This is a genomic window from Bradyrhizobium japonicum USDA 6 (assembly GCF_000284375.1).
Classification (GTDB): Bacteria; Pseudomonadota; Alphaproteobacteria; order Rhizobiales; family Xanthobacteraceae; genus Bradyrhizobium; species Bradyrhizobium japonicum.
The window spans coordinates 3,245,593-3,260,087 of sequence record NC_017249.1 but is presented as its reverse complement, the minus strand read 5'-3'; the positions used below and the strand labels follow the sequence as shown (position 1 = coordinate 3,260,087).

Annotated in this window: 17 protein-coding genes and 3 pseudogenes; 11 read left to right on the top strand and 9 right to left on the bottom strand. The window is 57.6% G+C overall.

Annotated features, from left to right (window positions below):
* Positions 1-574 precede the first annotated feature (574 nt).
* A complete protein-coding gene (locus tag BJ6T_RS15330) occupies positions 575-886 on the bottom strand; it encodes a hypothetical protein (protein WP_014493321.1) in 312 nt (103 codons plus the stop codon).
* Complete coding sequence (locus BJ6T_RS47955; protein ID WP_028156909.1) at positions 868-1,239, bottom strand: hypothetical protein; 372 nt, start codon at positions 1,237-1,239, stop codon at positions 868-870. Before BJ6T_RS47955 ends, BJ6T_RS15330 begins: the two co-directional genes overlap by 19 nt.
* 517 nt (positions 1,240-1,756) lie before the next feature.
* On the opposite strand from BJ6T_RS47955, the gene BJ6T_RS45620 reads away from it, so the two are divergent.
* Both BJ6T_RS45620 and BJ6T_RS15320 read left to right on the top strand, forming a co-directional pair.
* Positions 1,757-2,050 (top strand): hypothetical protein, encoded by a 294-nt coding sequence (locus tag BJ6T_RS45620; protein ID WP_014493319.1) that lies wholly within the window; start codon positions 1,757-1,759, stop codon positions 2,048-2,050.
* Positions 2,050-2,421: a hypothetical protein gene (locus tag BJ6T_RS15320; protein WP_014493318.1), complete on the top strand. Its 372-nt coding sequence runs from the start codon at positions 2,050-2,052 to the stop codon at positions 2,419-2,421. Before BJ6T_RS45620 ends, BJ6T_RS15320 begins: the two co-directional genes overlap by 1 nt.
* Before the next feature lie 78 nt (positions 2,422-2,499).
* On the opposite strand, the gene BJ6T_RS15315 is transcribed toward BJ6T_RS15320, so the two are convergent.
* Both BJ6T_RS15315 and BJ6T_RS15310 read right to left on the bottom strand, forming a co-directional pair.
* Positions 2,500-3,177 carry a Crp/Fnr family transcriptional regulator gene (locus BJ6T_RS15315; protein WP_014493317.1) on the bottom strand — a complete coding sequence of 226 codons (678 nt, stop codon included), beginning with the start codon at positions 3,175-3,177 and terminating at the stop codon, positions 2,500-2,502.
* A gap of 283 nt (positions 3,178-3,460) precedes the next feature.
* Positions 3,461-3,844 carry a hypothetical protein gene (locus tag BJ6T_RS15310; protein WP_014493316.1) on the bottom strand — a complete coding sequence of 128 codons (384 nt, stop codon included), beginning with the start codon at positions 3,842-3,844 and terminating at the stop codon, positions 3,461-3,463.
* A gap of 1,712 nt (positions 3,845-5,556) precedes the next feature.
* On the opposite strand from BJ6T_RS15310, the gene BJ6T_RS45615 reads away from it, so the two are divergent.
* Both BJ6T_RS45615 and BJ6T_RS49635 read left to right on the top strand, forming a co-directional pair.
* The gene (locus tag BJ6T_RS45615) at positions 5,557-5,790 is read left to right on the top strand and encodes a hypothetical protein (RefSeq protein WP_014493313.1); all 234 of its coding nucleotides are present in this window, start codon (positions 5,557-5,559) and stop codon (positions 5,788-5,790) included.
* 187 nt (positions 5,791-5,977) lie between these two features.
* A pseudogene (locus BJ6T_RS49635) lies at positions 5,978-6,146 on the top strand (tetratricopeptide repeat protein); the annotation flags it as partial.
* 69 nt (positions 6,147-6,215) lie between these two features.
* Here the strand turns inward: BJ6T_RS49635 and groL are convergent.
* From groL to BJ6T_RS43500, 3 genes are all read right to left on the bottom strand, one after another.
* Positions 6,216-7,865, bottom strand: a complete 1,650-nt coding sequence (groL, locus tag BJ6T_RS15300) for a chaperonin GroEL (RefSeq protein ID WP_014493311.1) — start codon at positions 7,863-7,865, stop codon at positions 6,216-6,218.
* Positions 7,866-8,006: 141 nt separating this feature from the next.
* Positions 8,007-8,324, bottom strand: coding sequence for a co-chaperone GroES (locus BJ6T_RS15295; RefSeq protein WP_028160112.1), 318 nt, complete (start codon positions 8,322-8,324; stop codon positions 8,007-8,009).
* Between the two features lie 103 nt (positions 8,325-8,427).
* Positions 8,428-8,688, bottom strand: a complete 261-nt coding sequence (locus BJ6T_RS43500) for a DUF1488 family protein (RefSeq protein WP_080593865.1) — start codon at positions 8,686-8,688, stop codon at positions 8,428-8,430.
* 1,269 nt (positions 8,689-9,957) lie between these two features.
* Between BJ6T_RS43500 and BJ6T_RS48310 the strand changes: the two genes are divergently transcribed.
* The 3 genes from BJ6T_RS48310 (at position 9,958) to BJ6T_RS47215 (ending at position 11,438) form a co-directional block, all read left to right on the top strand.
* A complete protein-coding gene (locus BJ6T_RS48310; RefSeq protein ID WP_014493309.1) occupies positions 9,958-10,176 on the top strand; it encodes a hypothetical protein in 219 nt (72 codons plus the stop codon).
* A 285-nt stretch (positions 10,177-10,461) separates the two neighbouring features.
* Entirely contained in the window at positions 10,462-10,941 is a 480-nt protein-coding gene (locus BJ6T_RS15290) for a Cif family virulence factor (protein ID WP_014493308.1), read from the top strand.
* Between the two features lie 338 nt (positions 10,942-11,279).
* On the top strand, positions 11,280-11,438 hold the full coding sequence (locus tag BJ6T_RS47215; RefSeq protein ID WP_155256754.1) for a hypothetical protein: 159 nt from the start codon (positions 11,280-11,282) through the stop codon (positions 11,436-11,438).
* Between the two features lie 284 nt (positions 11,439-11,722).
* On the opposite strand, the pseudogene BJ6T_RS45610 reads toward BJ6T_RS47215, so the two are convergent.
* Positions 11,723-11,839, bottom strand: a pseudogene (locus tag BJ6T_RS45610) (non-homologous end joining protein Ku); the annotation flags it as partial.
* 326 nt (positions 11,840-12,165) lie between these two features.
* Between BJ6T_RS45610 and BJ6T_RS15285 the strand changes: the two are divergent.
* From BJ6T_RS15285 to BJ6T_RS43485, 4 genes are all read left to right on the top strand, one after another.
* On the top strand, positions 12,166-12,414 hold the full coding sequence (locus BJ6T_RS15285) for a hypothetical protein (RefSeq protein WP_014493307.1): 249 nt from the start codon (positions 12,166-12,168) through the stop codon (positions 12,412-12,414).
* Entirely contained in the window at positions 12,411-12,614 is a 204-nt protein-coding gene (locus tag BJ6T_RS15280; RefSeq protein WP_014493306.1) for a hypothetical protein, read from the top strand. The genes BJ6T_RS15285 and BJ6T_RS15280 overlap by 4 nt, the downstream gene beginning before the upstream one ends.
* Positions 12,615-12,632: 18 nt before the next feature.
* A complete protein-coding gene (locus BJ6T_RS15275) occupies positions 12,633-13,097 on the top strand; it encodes a DNA alkylation repair protein (protein ID WP_014493305.1) in 465 nt (154 codons plus the stop codon).
* A 712-nt stretch (positions 13,098-13,809) separates the two neighbouring features.
* Positions 13,810-14,283: a hypothetical protein gene (locus BJ6T_RS43485; RefSeq protein ID WP_048228215.1), complete on the top strand. Its 474-nt coding sequence runs from the start codon at positions 13,810-13,812 to the stop codon at positions 14,281-14,283.
* Here the strand turns inward: BJ6T_RS43485 and BJ6T_RS49630 are convergent.
* Positions 14,177-14,407, bottom strand: a pseudogene (locus BJ6T_RS49630) (DUF927 domain-containing protein); the annotation flags it as partial. The gene BJ6T_RS43485 and the pseudogene BJ6T_RS49630 sit on opposite strands and share 107 nt — an antisense overlap.
* Between the last annotated feature and the right edge of the window lie 88 nt (positions 14,408-14,495).

The following is a 14,495-nucleotide window of genomic DNA, read 5'->3' as shown; positions in this document are numbered from 1 at the left end:
TTATCTCGCTATCGCTCAGGCGCATCAGAGGGGTGCGTCTCGAGCGTTGTGGTAGAAAGAACTTCCCGAACTGGATACTTGCCCAGGGTGAAGCCCATTGCGACGACGTATCGCCGCTTTGGGTTTATGGTGCGCTCGGAGGGCGTTCGTATTTGCTGTGATTTCAACGGGCTACAGCGGAGGAAACGAGTTTAGGTGCATTTCCCGCTCAAAAGAGCCTTTGGTCTAAAGGATCTCGGTTGATCATGACCTGGGAGGCATGAATTGGAGTTTGCCTCTCGCCTAACCTTACTCCGACCTTCTCTCCTGGGCCTCCGCATAGCGGAATCAAAATCAGTTTGATTATCTAACGATTTTAAGGCGCGTTTGGAAAAAATGGCCCAAACGGCCTCTAGCAATTCCAATAGCTTGGCGGTCGTTTCCAAATAAGGAAGCGGCCTTCACAGGGAGGATCAGTCCAAAAACCTGAGGCAGCAGATTCTCCCTTTGTTGGAATGACGGTGAGCAGTGGCGGCAGAAGCTACAAGTGCCGACTTTCCAAACAGAAGGAGCGGGCAAACCGGCGACTAGACAACTAGCTCTTTGATTCGCGGACTAATCGACCTTGGCCGGCAGGCCGCACGTTGATCTCTGCGAGCTCGCGACGCTCGGCGTCCGACAACTGCCAATCCTCGCACTGACTGCAAAGCTGCCGGAAGACGTCATATAACTTGCTTCGAGCGACCTCGACGATTTCGGTGTCGTCGAATTCGCAAGAGTTCAGGAAGATTGGCAAGGCAAAACTGGTCTGACCGCTTTCGAATTGAAACGTCAAACGGATGTCCTCGCCTCGTTCGTTCGGCGAAATCATCTCGATGCGTGCGACCATTATCTTGAATTTGCCCATTGCCTCACCTCGCCGGGTCGACTTTGATCGATCTTTCCGTATGAAATATCACTTACCAGAGGCCACCCAGACGTCGCGGTCTTCATGACGTCATGTCGCCGCCTCGGCTTGAGTTCGATCGAGCTCAGCACCGTTGCAACCGCGATCATCACCAGAATGCCAGCGAGGCTGAGCGCGATCTGCATCGCAAGCTTATTGGAGATGATGAGCAACGCGATGTGGCTGGCAAGCGCCAGCAGAACGCCGCGCTTTCGATCTCTACTGTCATCCGCCGCATCTAAGCGCTCGGCGCGCAGGTACCGTTCAGCACTGCGTGCTTCGATTACCGCCCGCGTACCGCCGACGTCAATCAAGCTTGCATGAACGGTGCGCCCCTTTTGCTCGAATTGCTATCCTTTTCTTGGGCTTGTCGAGTCATTCATCTCGGCGTCCGAAGCTAGGACGGACAGCTTATCTTACCATCCCGCAGCGAATCCCGTGGATCGCCAGAACAGAAGCTCGGCGTGCGAACCAGCGCCGAGCCGCGATTGCTGTGTTTCTGTATGCCAGCACCATTGATCAGGCCGCGCCTGAGGGACTTCTCGTTCTGGTCGGACGCTCTTCGCCGCAAATTGCGGCCGAGGCCATCGCTCGCAACTACGATGCGGTCGAAGATAGTAGTGAATTGTTTCTGATTGCGGTCCGCTGCAGCGGCCCTTCTGCCAGGCGGGACGGAGACACACGGCAAAGCTTATCCGCGCACTTCTTTGGCAATCTTATTTATGCCTGGGGCTCGTTATTCAGCCCTTCGATCCCCATATCCAAGTCCATCCGGTCAACCATCGAGATTGGCCGGAGTGCGCGGAGACTTCCAACGAAAGGGCTCTGCACATGTTCAAATCTCAGCAGCATCGCGCAAGAGCGACCGCGTCCGGCGAACTCGTCAAGGGTTCGACCATCGCTGAGAAAAACCGTAAATTCAAGAACTGGAGGGCCGGCTTTGTCTTATTGACGGAGCACAGGCGCAAAAATGAAGTCGGTCGCAACAAGCTGCCTTTAACAGAGGACACGCCTGGCGATGCGAGATCGGGCGCTGCCGCTCTGTCGCGGTGGGAGAACGAGGGAGGCTCAGTCCGCAACCAAGCGCCGATGTGCGTAAACGCGGAAAAGCAGGAGGACTCATGATGTCACTTACCCAATTTAGCGTCGATGACGGCCCCCATAGCATGGATGGGCTACGGCTTGTTGCCCGGGATGGAACTGAACGCGTCGAGGCGTTCGTGGGCCGCAAAGTGATGGACGTCTGGGCCGAATCTGCCGAGCACCATGGCGGGCGGCAAAGTCTGTTCCGCGATCAATACAATGCGCTTGGCAAGCTGAATCTTGCGGCGATCCAACGGATTGTGAGCGCGAAATACCAGCGGGGAGCCGCCTTCAACCGGCAACATCCCTTTGTCGAGGTTCTGTTCTCGGACATTACGGAAAGCGGCGAGGCGCTAGATCTAAGTGAGCTCGTGCGAGAGGTCTTGCCGCCGGCATTTCATAGGCTGACTTGAGATCTGCACCACGAGATTGCGGCGAGAAAGAACGTTTGGCCCGGCCATCGGCCATGCGCACGGTTGGCCGCGCAGTGGTCAGTCCTTCCGGTCTATCTCGGGCTTGTCGTGCAGAACCGCGTTCAGAAGCGAGCTATGAACCTCGATCTTTCCATTGTAGCTGATGAAGCCGAGCTTGCGAAACTTGTTCATGAAGAAGCTAACCCGTGATCGGGTCGCACCGATCATTTCGGCCAGCGTTTCCTGGCTGATATTGACGCCAATGGGCTGCGAGCTGGCTTCCTTGCCGAAATTTGCCAGCAGAAGCAACAGGCGCGCCAAGCGTTTCTCGCTCGAATTGAAGAGTTGGTCGATCAGGTCTTCTTCAATCCGGCTATTGCGCGCGAGCAAATACGCCATGAACAATTGAGAGAACTTCGGCTTGCCTTCGAGCGCTGCAATCATCGCCGTCTTCGATATTCTCGTGATGACACAGGACTCCATTGCCGTAGTAGTGGCAATACGCAATGGATGACCATTGAGGCAGCCCTCGCCAAAGAATTGTCCCGGCTCTAAAATCCCGACGACGGCTTCCTTACCTTGGTCCGAAACGACCGTGAGCTTGATCTTTCCCTCTTGAATGTAGAATACCGCGTCCGCGACATCTCCCTGCGCGAACACGTTCCGACCTTTGCCAAATTTCGCAATCGATTTTCCGGCCCCGACCTTGGCAAGGAAGGCTCTGGGATCAAACAAGTCCTTCGCCGCTTTCACCAAGGCCGTACTCTCGTTCGCTGGGCCGTCAACACACTGTCATACTACCATATTTTGAAAGGATGTTCATCTGTTGGAAGCCGCGTGGCGTGCGGCAAATTGGAACTGAAATGACAAGAGAGGAAGCGTTCGGCTCGACGTGGGCTTCACGGATTTCGGCCTCATCGAGTTCTTCGTTCAAAGTCGATACGACGAACTTCGAGGCTTGACCATCTAGCGACGACTGTCTGGTCAGCTTTGCAAGAGCCCCCTCGTCTATGCGCAGATTTCCGCGGAACTTGCCTGACTATCCACGCAGCTCCGCAGCTTTCTGGCTACCAAGCGATTCGGCACAGGCTTTTGCAACGGCTGAGTTTGGCTCAGCGCTTCCCGGCATCGTGGCCCAACCGCCTTTTTCGACGAACTTGCTCTGGTCCCATGCATAGGTAGCCTTCTTCATTTCGACCAAGTTCGCCGACGCATCAGCGGCTTGTCGAAACTTCTCAACGCAGATGGGTGTGAGAGCTGCAACGACAGCCGTCGCAGCACTATTCTTCGCGAGCGTCTCGGCGGTCCCACCCGTCACCCAGCCGCCCCAGCTGAACCCCACGATTGTCAGAGCAATTGCTCCGGCCACGGCTCCCCACAGTGCCGGCCGCACGGCAGCTTTTGTCTCCCTGGAGATTTCCATGATTTTCACCTTGCGTTAGAGGCATGTTGAGCTTCACCCGTTAAGGAGGCTAGACACGTCGAGCGATCGGCGTCTGTACCAAATTGCTCACTCAATCGCGTACGGACACTCTCGGGATGGCCTGATGCGCCGTTCGCTGCGGTGGTGTGCGCCTGTGCCCTACGGCGAGTATCTGCCCCGCGATGCTGCTGGAAATAAAGGGCCTTCGTGAAATTCTCTGCCTTTCGCAGTTGAGCGCGGGCGGCCGCCAATAGTCGGTTCAGGTGTTCCTTTTTGAACAGACGGCGACGTCTCTCCCCGATTTATTCCGTGCATTGCCTGACTTGGAATATATTGCCGATCAGCCCGGCCCTCACGGCCGGGCTTTTCGCTTGGGAGGCCGTCCGGTGCCGATCAGCGACCTGACACCGGTGCCTCGGCAAGCGAGAGACGCCTCCTAAGAAGAGTACGCCCGACTGCAGGTCGACTCATTTGTGCGCCATGCGGCCATGAGCGGGTTTTCTTTGCGTTGCCCGGTTTGCTCCCGGTTGCTAAGAACAAGCGCCTCTTAGCGAGCGCGGGCTTTCACCCGAGGCTTGGGGCCTTTTTTGCACCCGCTTTGGTTCCAGGAGCGCCCTAATTTCCGGTTCTGCGGGTCCAAGGAAACGGCCTCAGTGTGGATGGCATCTGAGGCCGCTTGAAACCTTCCGCCGGGCATTGGGCAAAATGTCGACCGATCGGCCGGCCTTGCTTTCGGAGATAAATCACCGATTGCTGAGGACCAAGAACTCCCAAGATCAATCGTTCCGTCCAAATTTGAATCGAGTGTCCTGATCGGGACAGGACTGAATATTCGAAAGGCTCAGGGCTCCCGCCTCCGCCAGACGTTATGAAATGAAAGAGGCCGCCAACGGGGGCGGCCTAGTACTCGTCCTTGTCGCTGTGATGAAGGTTGAAAGCTCGATCGTACCTGTCGCGGGCTTCGGTACCAACGCTGTATCGGCCGGGCCACCATGAATGTGGTGGACTATAGTTGTCGTTCTCAGCGTCTTCTTTAGCTTTTTCACCCAGTTTCTCAGGCGTCCAAAACGACATTGATTTATCTTTGCCCACACCTTGTCCTCCAAGTGGGACGATAATCCTGATAAAGCTAATTGGGTTCCTAGCCAATTCAAGTTAGGAGGCTTGACCTTAAGATTGGCCGTTCTCTCGGTAGGAGTACGAAGAAGACACCGGGCTCAAATACGGAGACCACCCCAAATTGAGGCGGGCTGACTTTTGCGCCTCTCTGATCTCTTGGAGGGCCGCCTGATTAGCAATCATCTTCCAGCTGCGGATGAGACGGCGTGACTCTTCGCCGAGTGGTGTAACCTAATCCGACTTTTCCCAAGCGAGGGGCGCTCATAGCGAACAGATGGCGGATGTTTCGTAAGAAGGTCTCGGGACATGCCGCTCACGCGAGGGATTTCGGCACTACGACTATGACCGGATGGCTTTCGGAGGAGGCATGCGCGATCGGCTCCGCTGCCATCACGGCCTGGATAGTCGACTGAAAGGCATCCATCACCACATTGCTGGTGCGTACCTTTTTCGGTATGCTCACGAGCGGCCTTGGAGAGGGGACAACGGCCGTCCGAACGGTGAGCAAGTCAACCGCCTCGCAGCTTTGTCTTTGAAGCGTGGCAAGTCAGTTGATTTTGGTGGCTATTGGCAGCGGCACTCGAAAGACGTTCATGCCTAAGCAAAAGCTTCACACCCACGAAGAAGTCTTTAAAGATCATGTCTCCGGTCAGTATGACGAAACCATATTTCGTTTCAGGGTGCCGGGTGGCTGGATTTATACGCACACTATTATCCGGTTTGGTTCGGTCGATAAAAACTATGTAGCAGATACGTTCGTTCCTGACTCTACAGTGGACATGGATCTTCCATTTCATCCCACGGATGATCCGCGACGCGATCTATGACTTGGTCGCGCGCAACCGCTGTTGTAGGTTCGGCCGTCGTGACGCTTATCCTGCCGAAATTCGGATCATTCGTGGGCATCGTGAAACGCTCCGAAACTGCGGGATGGCGCCTGGCGCCGGCCGGCATGACGAAGGAAGCAGCGTTACTGCAATTCAACTCAGTCCCATACGCAGGCGAGCACACGGCGATCACCCGAACGAGGGCAATCTGATCGGCTATTCCTATTGCAAGCTCGGCGACTCCAACTTCTCGCACGTCTGGTACGAGCGCGCGCTGAAAGCCGATCCGAACCATGTACTGACGTGGCAGTATTACGGCCTGTGGCAAATTGAGCAGGGCAACCGCGATCAGGCGCAAGACAATGCAGAAAGGCCAGGCATCGCTGCCGGGCCTTTCTCTTGCTTTTTAGCGCTGCAGGTTGGACTTAGAAATCCATACCGCCCATGCCTCCCATGCCGCCGCCACCCGCAGGCGCGCCGCCGCCGGCGTTCCTCTTCGGCACCTCGGCCACCATGGCTTCGGTGGTGATCAGGAGAGCCGCAACCGAAGCCGCGTTCTGGATCGCCACACGAACCACCTTGGTCGGGTCGATGATGCCTTTGGCGACCAGATTGCCGTACTCACCCGTCTGTGAGTCGAAGCCGTAGGCGTACTGTTCCTTTTCCAGGATCTTGCCGACGATCACCGAGCCGTCTTCACCGGCGTTGATCGCGATCTGGCGGGCCGGCGCGGACAGCGCCTTGCGCACGATCTCGACGCCGGTCTTCTGGTCGTCGTTCTTGGTGCGCAGCCCCTTGAGATGCTCGGAGGCACGGAGCAGGGCGACGCCGCCGCCCGGGACGATGCCTTCCTCGACCGCCGCGCGGGTCGCATGCATCGCGTCATCAACGCGATCCTTGCGCTCCTTCACCTCGACCTCGGTCGCGCCGCCGACGCGGATCACCGCGACGCCGCCTGCGAGCTTGGCGAGACGCTCCTGGAGTTTCTCACGGTCGTAGTCCGAGGTGGTCTCCTCGATCTGCGCCTTGATCTGGGCCACGCGCGCCTCGATGTCGGCCTTCTTACCGGCGCCGTTGACGATCGTTGTGTTCTCCTTGTCGATCATCACCTTCTTGGCGCGACCGAGCATGTTGAGCGTGACGTTCTCGAGCTTGATGCCGAGATCTTCCGAGATCGCCTGGCCGCCGGCCAGGATCGCGATGTCCTGCAGCATGGCCTTGCGGCGATCGCCGAAGCCCGGAGCTTTGACGGCCGCGACCTTCAGGCCGCCGCGCAGACGGTTGACGACGAGGGTGGCGAGCGCCTCGCCTTCCACGTCTTCGGCGATGATAACGAGCGGCTTGCCGCTCTGTACGACTGCTTCCAGGAGCGGCAGCAGTTCGTTCAGGCTGGAGAGCTTTTTCTCGTAGATCAGGATATAGGCGTCGTCCATTTCAACGCGCATCTTGTCGGCGTTGGTGACGAAGTAGGGCGAGATGTAGCCGCGGTCGAACTGCATGCCTTCGACGACTTCGAGCTCGGTCTCGAGCGATTTGGCTTCTTCAACCGTAATGACACCCTCGTTGCCGACCTTCTTCATAGCGTCGGAGAGGAACTTGCCAATCTCCGCATCGCCGTTGGCCGAGATGGTGCCGACCTGGGCGATCTCCTCGTTCGAGGTGACCTTCTTGGAGTTCTTGACGAGGTCGGCGACGACGGCGTCCACTGCCAAGTCGATGCCGCGCTTGAGGTCCATCGGGTTCATGCCGGCGGCAACCGCCTTGGCGCCTTCCTTCACGATCGCAGCCGCGAGCACGGTGGCGGTGGTGGTGCCATCGCCGGCCGCGTCAGCTGACTTGGAGGCGACTTTGCGCACCATCTGTGCGCCCATGTTCTCGAACTTCTCTTCGAGCTCGATCTCCTTGGCGACGGTGACGCCATCCTTGGTGATGCGGGGAGCGCCGAACGACTTGTCGAGCACAACGTTGCGGCCCTTCGGACCGAGCGTCACCTTTACCGCGTTGTTGAGAATTTCGACGCCGCGCAACATGCGGTCGCGGGCATCGACGCCGAATTTGACTTCTTTGGCTGACATGGCGATCTCCGTTTTCAACTGGTCAGATCCCAAAGGCCGCGCAACTGGCGAGCTCTTGAGGGATGAGATTTGAATTGCGGGCCTCATCCTTCGAGAACCCGGCTACGCCGAATCCTCAGGGTAAGGAAAACCGGCTGGCGCTTACGCGGCCTTCTTCTTGGCGGCCGGCAGATCAGTGAGAACGCCCATGATGTCGCTTTCCTTCATGATCAGCAGGTCGACGCCGTCGATCTTGACTTCAGTGCCGGACCACTTGCCGAACAGCACGCGGTCGCCGACCTTCAGGTCAATCGGGATCAGCTTGCCGGCTTCGTCGCGGCCACCGGGGCCGACGGCGATGACTTCGCCCTGGGAGGGCTTCTCCTTGGCCGTGTCCGGAATGATGATGCCACCGGCTGTCTTGTCTTCGGCCTCTAAGCGCTTGACCACGACGCGGTCATGGAGTGGACGGAATTTCATGCAACCCTCCCTGGCTTGTGTGATTATTTCTGGATTGGCAGTCGTAACGAACCACGTGCCGTAAACGGAGTCTTCCGCGTCCATTAAGACGTGAGTCTTCGTTTCAAAAATTAGCGGCGACCAGATCGTAAGAACCCCTGCTGCCACGGACGTACACGCTGGCAGCGGCGGCACATATCACATCACGATTGGAATCGAATGCGTTCAGGAAACCCGATTCATTGGGGTGAGCGTCGGGTTGAAGTCGCCTCAGCGCGTCTTCCTCTATGAAAAACGATGCCTCTAGCGCGCTATCGTATCCCCAAAAACGCACGGCATGGCGCGTTCGGTCATATGAACGACTATAGTTTGGAAACTCGATCATGGTTGGGTCCGATCAAGTTTGCGCAACGGCAAGAGATGCTGAAAGCGATCTGGGTGCGCTAGGACGTAAATGGCTACTCTGGAATCGGATTACAACCTGCCCACGACAATTAAACTAGCGACCAGCCTCGTGATTCCGCGGAGCGTCACCATATCCCTCATATCACCGCGGGTCCTCCTGGCTGTTATCGGTGACTGAGAGTGTTGCGCTCCCGCCGTTTTGAAGGGCGGTCCCAAATGTCGAATATCGATAGATTCAGTGTTCGTGAGTGGCTCGTACCTCCGGTATTGCTGCCGATCTTTTTCGCGCTGTTGATCGTCGTTGCAATAGTTATTCAGTGGTAGTCGCCCTCGGCGGACTCGCGCCATCGGCTCAAGCAAACAGCTAGTTGGCTCCGATGAAATGACTAACGAGCTGAATGTAGGGCGGTGGCATTTGGTGCGATCCTTTCACAAGGTACGACCGTCACGCGTACTGCGCTCAATCCATCAGGTGGTCAGCTTGTCCTCAGGGGACCTGAGCGATCGTTGTGCGAAAATCGCGAGCACCGTCCGATTACTGATTTCGAGCTTCTGGAAGACGTTGAATATTGGCGAACGAAAATAGCGACGTCTCTTCAACGGACGGCGGAATCCGCCCTTTCCAAATGGAGCAACGGTGACTGCGAATTGGTGAGCAATATCAATTGGCTGGGGCGGGAGGGATCGAACCTCCGAATGGCGGAATCAAAATCCGCCTGATTATTCAACGATTTCAAAGCGCATTTGGAAAAACGGCTCAAAACGCCCTCTAACAATTTCAATAGGTTGGGAGTCGTTTCCAAATGGAGAAGCGAACCTCGCAGGCCGGATCAGCTTCGAAAGTGACGGAGTTGAGGGGCTGCGCGTGCCGATTGGAGTTGATTATGTAGGACTTCCGATAGAGCCGCTGATTAAGAGTCGGCCCCGGGTTGAGAACAATCAATGGCTTACTGGTCGCACCACTGAGCTCAGACAATCGCTAAACATGTCGAACACCAGATCGGCGTTGACGGGCGAGACGCCGCCGACCAAGACCACCAACATAGTGGGTGTCGACATTGCCCTCGGCGGCGGGCGAAGCTCATCCCGCCGACGACCGGTGATGCCCTCTTGCGAGGCGGAGGCGTGCCGGCTCTGGGAGCTGAAGCAGAGAAGCAGTCCGTGAGCCTCCACCGGTGATCTGGGCTTTGACGATGCATGGATCGCGAAATGCCTCGACCACGCCGCGAGCAAAAAATCGGAGCAGATCGTGCCAACCGTTACCGGCAAGGTCTACAATCACAGCAAGCGGATGAAGGAGAAGCGCGCGGTGCTGGATGGCGTGGCAGCGGATCTGCGGCGAATCATAAAGGAGCCGCAAGAACGCGTCCGCCAGGAGCCGTCGGGGCCGAACGTTATGTCGATGGCGAAGCAGGCCGTTGCGAAGAAGAGAACGCCAGGGATCTCGATTGGAAGATCCGCCGGATGATGAACAAGTAGGCCATCGCGCGCGTCGAGAGAGACACTTTCATCTGTGGCATGCGTCAACACGCCTGTCTTTCCCGACCGCATTCGCTGCATTCTTCGAGGAATGCCCGCCCCCGTCCTCGATGATCAAGGTTGGCGCGCCAAGCCCTGCAAAATGGCGTATGCTCGCAAACCGGTAGAATTATAGCCTAACGAAAAATGCCCCTCGGAACAAATGCAACGCAGCGTCCTACGTTGGGAGGACGTCGCGATGCAATTGTGCATCGCAACCAGAGGGGAAGTTGTTATGAAGCGACGTTCATTGCTCTTGGCATTGTGTTCTTCCGCTTTCATCTCTGCGCCGGCACTGGCCGATGAGGTCAAGCAGGAGGCCGACAAAATAGCCGTCGCCTACACCGACTGCGTCGCCAAGAAAGACGCGGCCTGTGTCGCTGCGCTCTATACAAAGGACGGGGTCCAGATCAACCCGGGCGGTGTGTTTTCCGATCTCAAGACCGTATACGAAAACAACTTCAAGAACGGCACCGATCATATTGAGATCAGAGTCGGCAACATGTCGGTCATCAACAACGATCTGGTCGTTGCCAACGGCGAGACCGACATCTTCGGCAAGGATCCTAAGAGTGGTGACGCCACTAAGGTTACGGTGTTCTGGGGTTCCATCAACATCCGTGAAGGCGGCGCTTTAAAAATCCGCCAGTTGACCGTCGGCATGAAGCCGCCCCAGCTAAGGAAGCCAGCGCCGAGAAGAAGTAGGACGTCATAATGTCATAAGTGACCTCGCGCCCATCCTCTTTTGAGGGTGGGCGTTTGATCTTGTTGCACGGCGTTAGGATCGGCGGGATTGTCGTCCTCGGGCACCAACATAGCACTCAACTTGATGTCGTGCCCGATACAGTACCTGAAGCGCGTCTTGAAACTGCGATTCTCCAACCACCGGCACGCCCCGGCGCGAGCCGCTGGTCCACTCCAAGCCAAACAGCTTTCTGAAGAACTCCACCCTCCCTCCCATACCTGTGAATAACCGGGACAAGCTCCCCGACTTCGGATCGCGGCCCCGCTTTGTGCCATCGTTTTTGCCTCTGATTCGGCCGGAGATTCTAGATGCTTGGACGACGAGAAACCCTTTTGCTGCTGCAAACCGAGCGAGATCCAGCAACCGCGATTGAGTTGCAGGTGCTGGTTCAAAGCGCGTGTTCTTTTCTGAACGCGGTCTCGGAGGACCTGAAAATCACCCAAAGGGGCGATCGGCTCGGCGGATGAGAAATCGCGTTCCCACGCTCTCTGCGGAATGATGACACGACACGCGTCAGTCGCGGAGTCTCGCCTATCCTGGAAACTTCTCCGGGTTAGTTGGAAATCGACGGGCACTCGATCTCACCTTTTGGTCACGCCGATATGTTCGCCTGAGGAGCGGCGCACCATTCGGCATAAGACGTATCCTTCGCTATTGGCCGATTGAGGTCCGGCGATCCATCCCTCCACAAAAGGCCGGTCCCGTCACCGAGTACAGCGCGAAGATCGTCCATCCAGCGTCAACGGATGTTTCACGCTGATTTCCGCCGCGCGCCTCTGGCCGGCTTCTTCGCGGACACCTCCTTGGCGGCTGACTTGTTGCCTACGATCGGCATCAGCATCTCCTTCTGACCTGCGGCCGCCTTCTTTGCGAGCCGCTCGTCCCTGAGATTCATTGGTTATCGGCCGCGGCGCCAACAGAATCCGAACCCGAGCCTCTTGACTCTTGTGAACAACGCGGGAACAAATTTGAATGAACGCGACCTCAAAGCGAGGCCAGCCGGCTTTCGGTGATCTGGACGTCGCCGTCGACCAGGCGATCACGGCCTGCCGCGGCGACGCCTGGGAAGCCGTGAAGGTGCCGATCGTGGCAACGACTTCATTGAGGCCCAGTGCGGTGAGAGCCGGAGCCAGCTGTCGAAGGGCTGCGCCCCGGTGGACGGTTCGGGGGTGCGCGGACAGAAGGGTGAGCCAAATGACTGACGTAACCTACTACGTCGCTCTACCGTTCGTTTTGTCCGACGACGGCGTGGCCGCCGGCGAGGCGACCGAGTGCCTTAGCGCCAACGCTGCGGTCATGCGGGCCGAGGCGCTGTCGCGCAAGCCTGGTCACGCTGGTGCCGTGGCGTTCTCGCGCACCGGCGATCCGTCGAGCGGCGACTTCAGCGACGCCAGGCTGATTCGGAGGTTCGGCGACGTTCCCGACGACCTGAGCGCGCTGTGAGACCCGCGAAACTCGAATGGGTGCGCAGCGAGATCTCGCGGATGCGTGGAGGCATCCGCGCCCAGGAGCGGGAGATCCGGATGCTTCAGAGGGCCGGCCTCGCGACCGCCTCCGCCGAGCTGCTGCTTGTTCGGATGCGGGCAAAGGTCGACGACCTCTGCCGCGAACGGGCGGCATTGCTCGTTCCTGACAATGGCTGAGGCACGAGAAACTCGCACGTGAAACGGAATGATCTGACCGCCACGATCCGTGCGGCGCTCGATTCCGTACGAGAGCCTGAACGCGCGCCCGCCATGCAAGCTTACATGAAGTCCGAGATGCCGTATCTGGGCGTCAGGTACAGTCCCCTGCGACTGGCGCTGTCGCCGATATTCGCTGAACTTGAGTACTCAAACTCGCAGGAATGGCGGACCGACGTCTTGATGATTTGGCACGCCGCCGAATTTCGCGAAGAACGTTACGCGGCCATCGAATTGTGCTCGGCTCGCGCCGCCCGCCAGTTTCAGCGTTGCCGCGATCGCCTTGAGCTTTATGAAGAGCTCATCGTCAACGGAGCGTGGTGGGACTACGTCGATCCCGTGGCCGGCGCCCTCTTTTGGCCGCTCTTGCGCGACGATCGGAAGGAGATGACTAGTGCGATGCGAGGATGGTCCAGGAGCGCCGATATTTGGAATCGCTTTTGATAGGTTCGCTGGGGCACGAAACTGCACCAACTGCGCGAAGTTCACGGGATCGTCCATCTCTCGTCCTCATGCAATCTGCATGCGGTTGTAAGTACGAGAGTAGGAAGCGATCCGTCATGTTAAGGCTGCGGAGGTTGCGCGTTAGCCGGACGCTGCGGATTTTGATGGCCGCCGGCGGGACACGGGTGCAAAGGAGCCAGAACTCAAGGCCCAGCGTCCCGGAGGGGCGAGTGGGTAGGGAGCTAAAGTTACCTCTCACCTCGGCCGGGCAGCAGAGGCAAACCCAATTCGCGAGCTCGTCGCCTAACGGATGCGATGTGACGTCCAATCTCTCGCGCCATCGCTGGCACTCTTTCCTTACGTTGCGCGAGTTCGATCAGCAGCTTGGTCTCTTCTTCGGTCCATTTGCGGGGTTTTGCGGGCACCATTGCCGTTCCTGCTCCACGAATCGAAAGCGGCATTAGTCTGTGACTGCGATTCTGGCCCGATGAAGGCGATCACGTTCGCCGTCGTCGGGCCTGCACCTTGGTACAATGATGGTCTCCGGCCAGTCGCCCTGTGGCTCACCGGGCATATTCGACGCGCATTAGGAACGTCTAAGCCGGCGGTTAACCCTGTTGGCAAACACCCCATACGTGGTAGCGAGCCGCCGCCATGTTGCCTCATTGGATCGATGAGTTTCACCGGCACTATTTTAAGGTGGAGAAGCATCATGCTGAGAATGGTGTTGTTGGCTCTCCTCATCCTATTGGGTGCTGGATTTCTGGTGTCGATGGAACTCAGAAATCCGGCGCGAAGTACAGTAGCTGTCGTCCAGCCCCCTGCCCAAACGACCGTAGGCATTTCCGATTCACATGGTGCGTTGGCGAAAGCTGATCGACTAGAAACTGCCGCTGCGAGCAACGAAACTCCAGCTCAGCCCTCTCTAGTCGAGGAACGCATTTCTCCGTCGGCAGGCATGGGGATCGAGTCTTCGGAACCCCCCAAGGTTATCGACCACCATCGGCACCATCCCAGATCAAAGAAGGTTGCCGCTGCCCTTCCTAAGTCGAAGTCAAAGGAAGCCGAAAACAAGCGAACTACCATTTCCGAGCGTCCAAAGGCTGCTGGCGACACCGAGCCCTGTCGGCTAATCGCGTTTGGTGGTTTGCGTAAGGCTTTGAACTCAATCGACTGCGAGATCTGAATAGGAAGCTGGACCATGCGCCCTTGAAGTGGATACCGCCGCCCTCAGCTGCACACGGTCCGACCAACGGACCAGCAAAGGCCGCCGACAGAGCCAGCACCAGCCGGCCATTGCCCTTGGCGTAGCGCGCAACGTTCTGCTACCTGTCAATCGGTTAGCAAATTTTGGACGCCGATCCCCCGGCTTAGGGGGGCAATATTGCAGGCCGAATG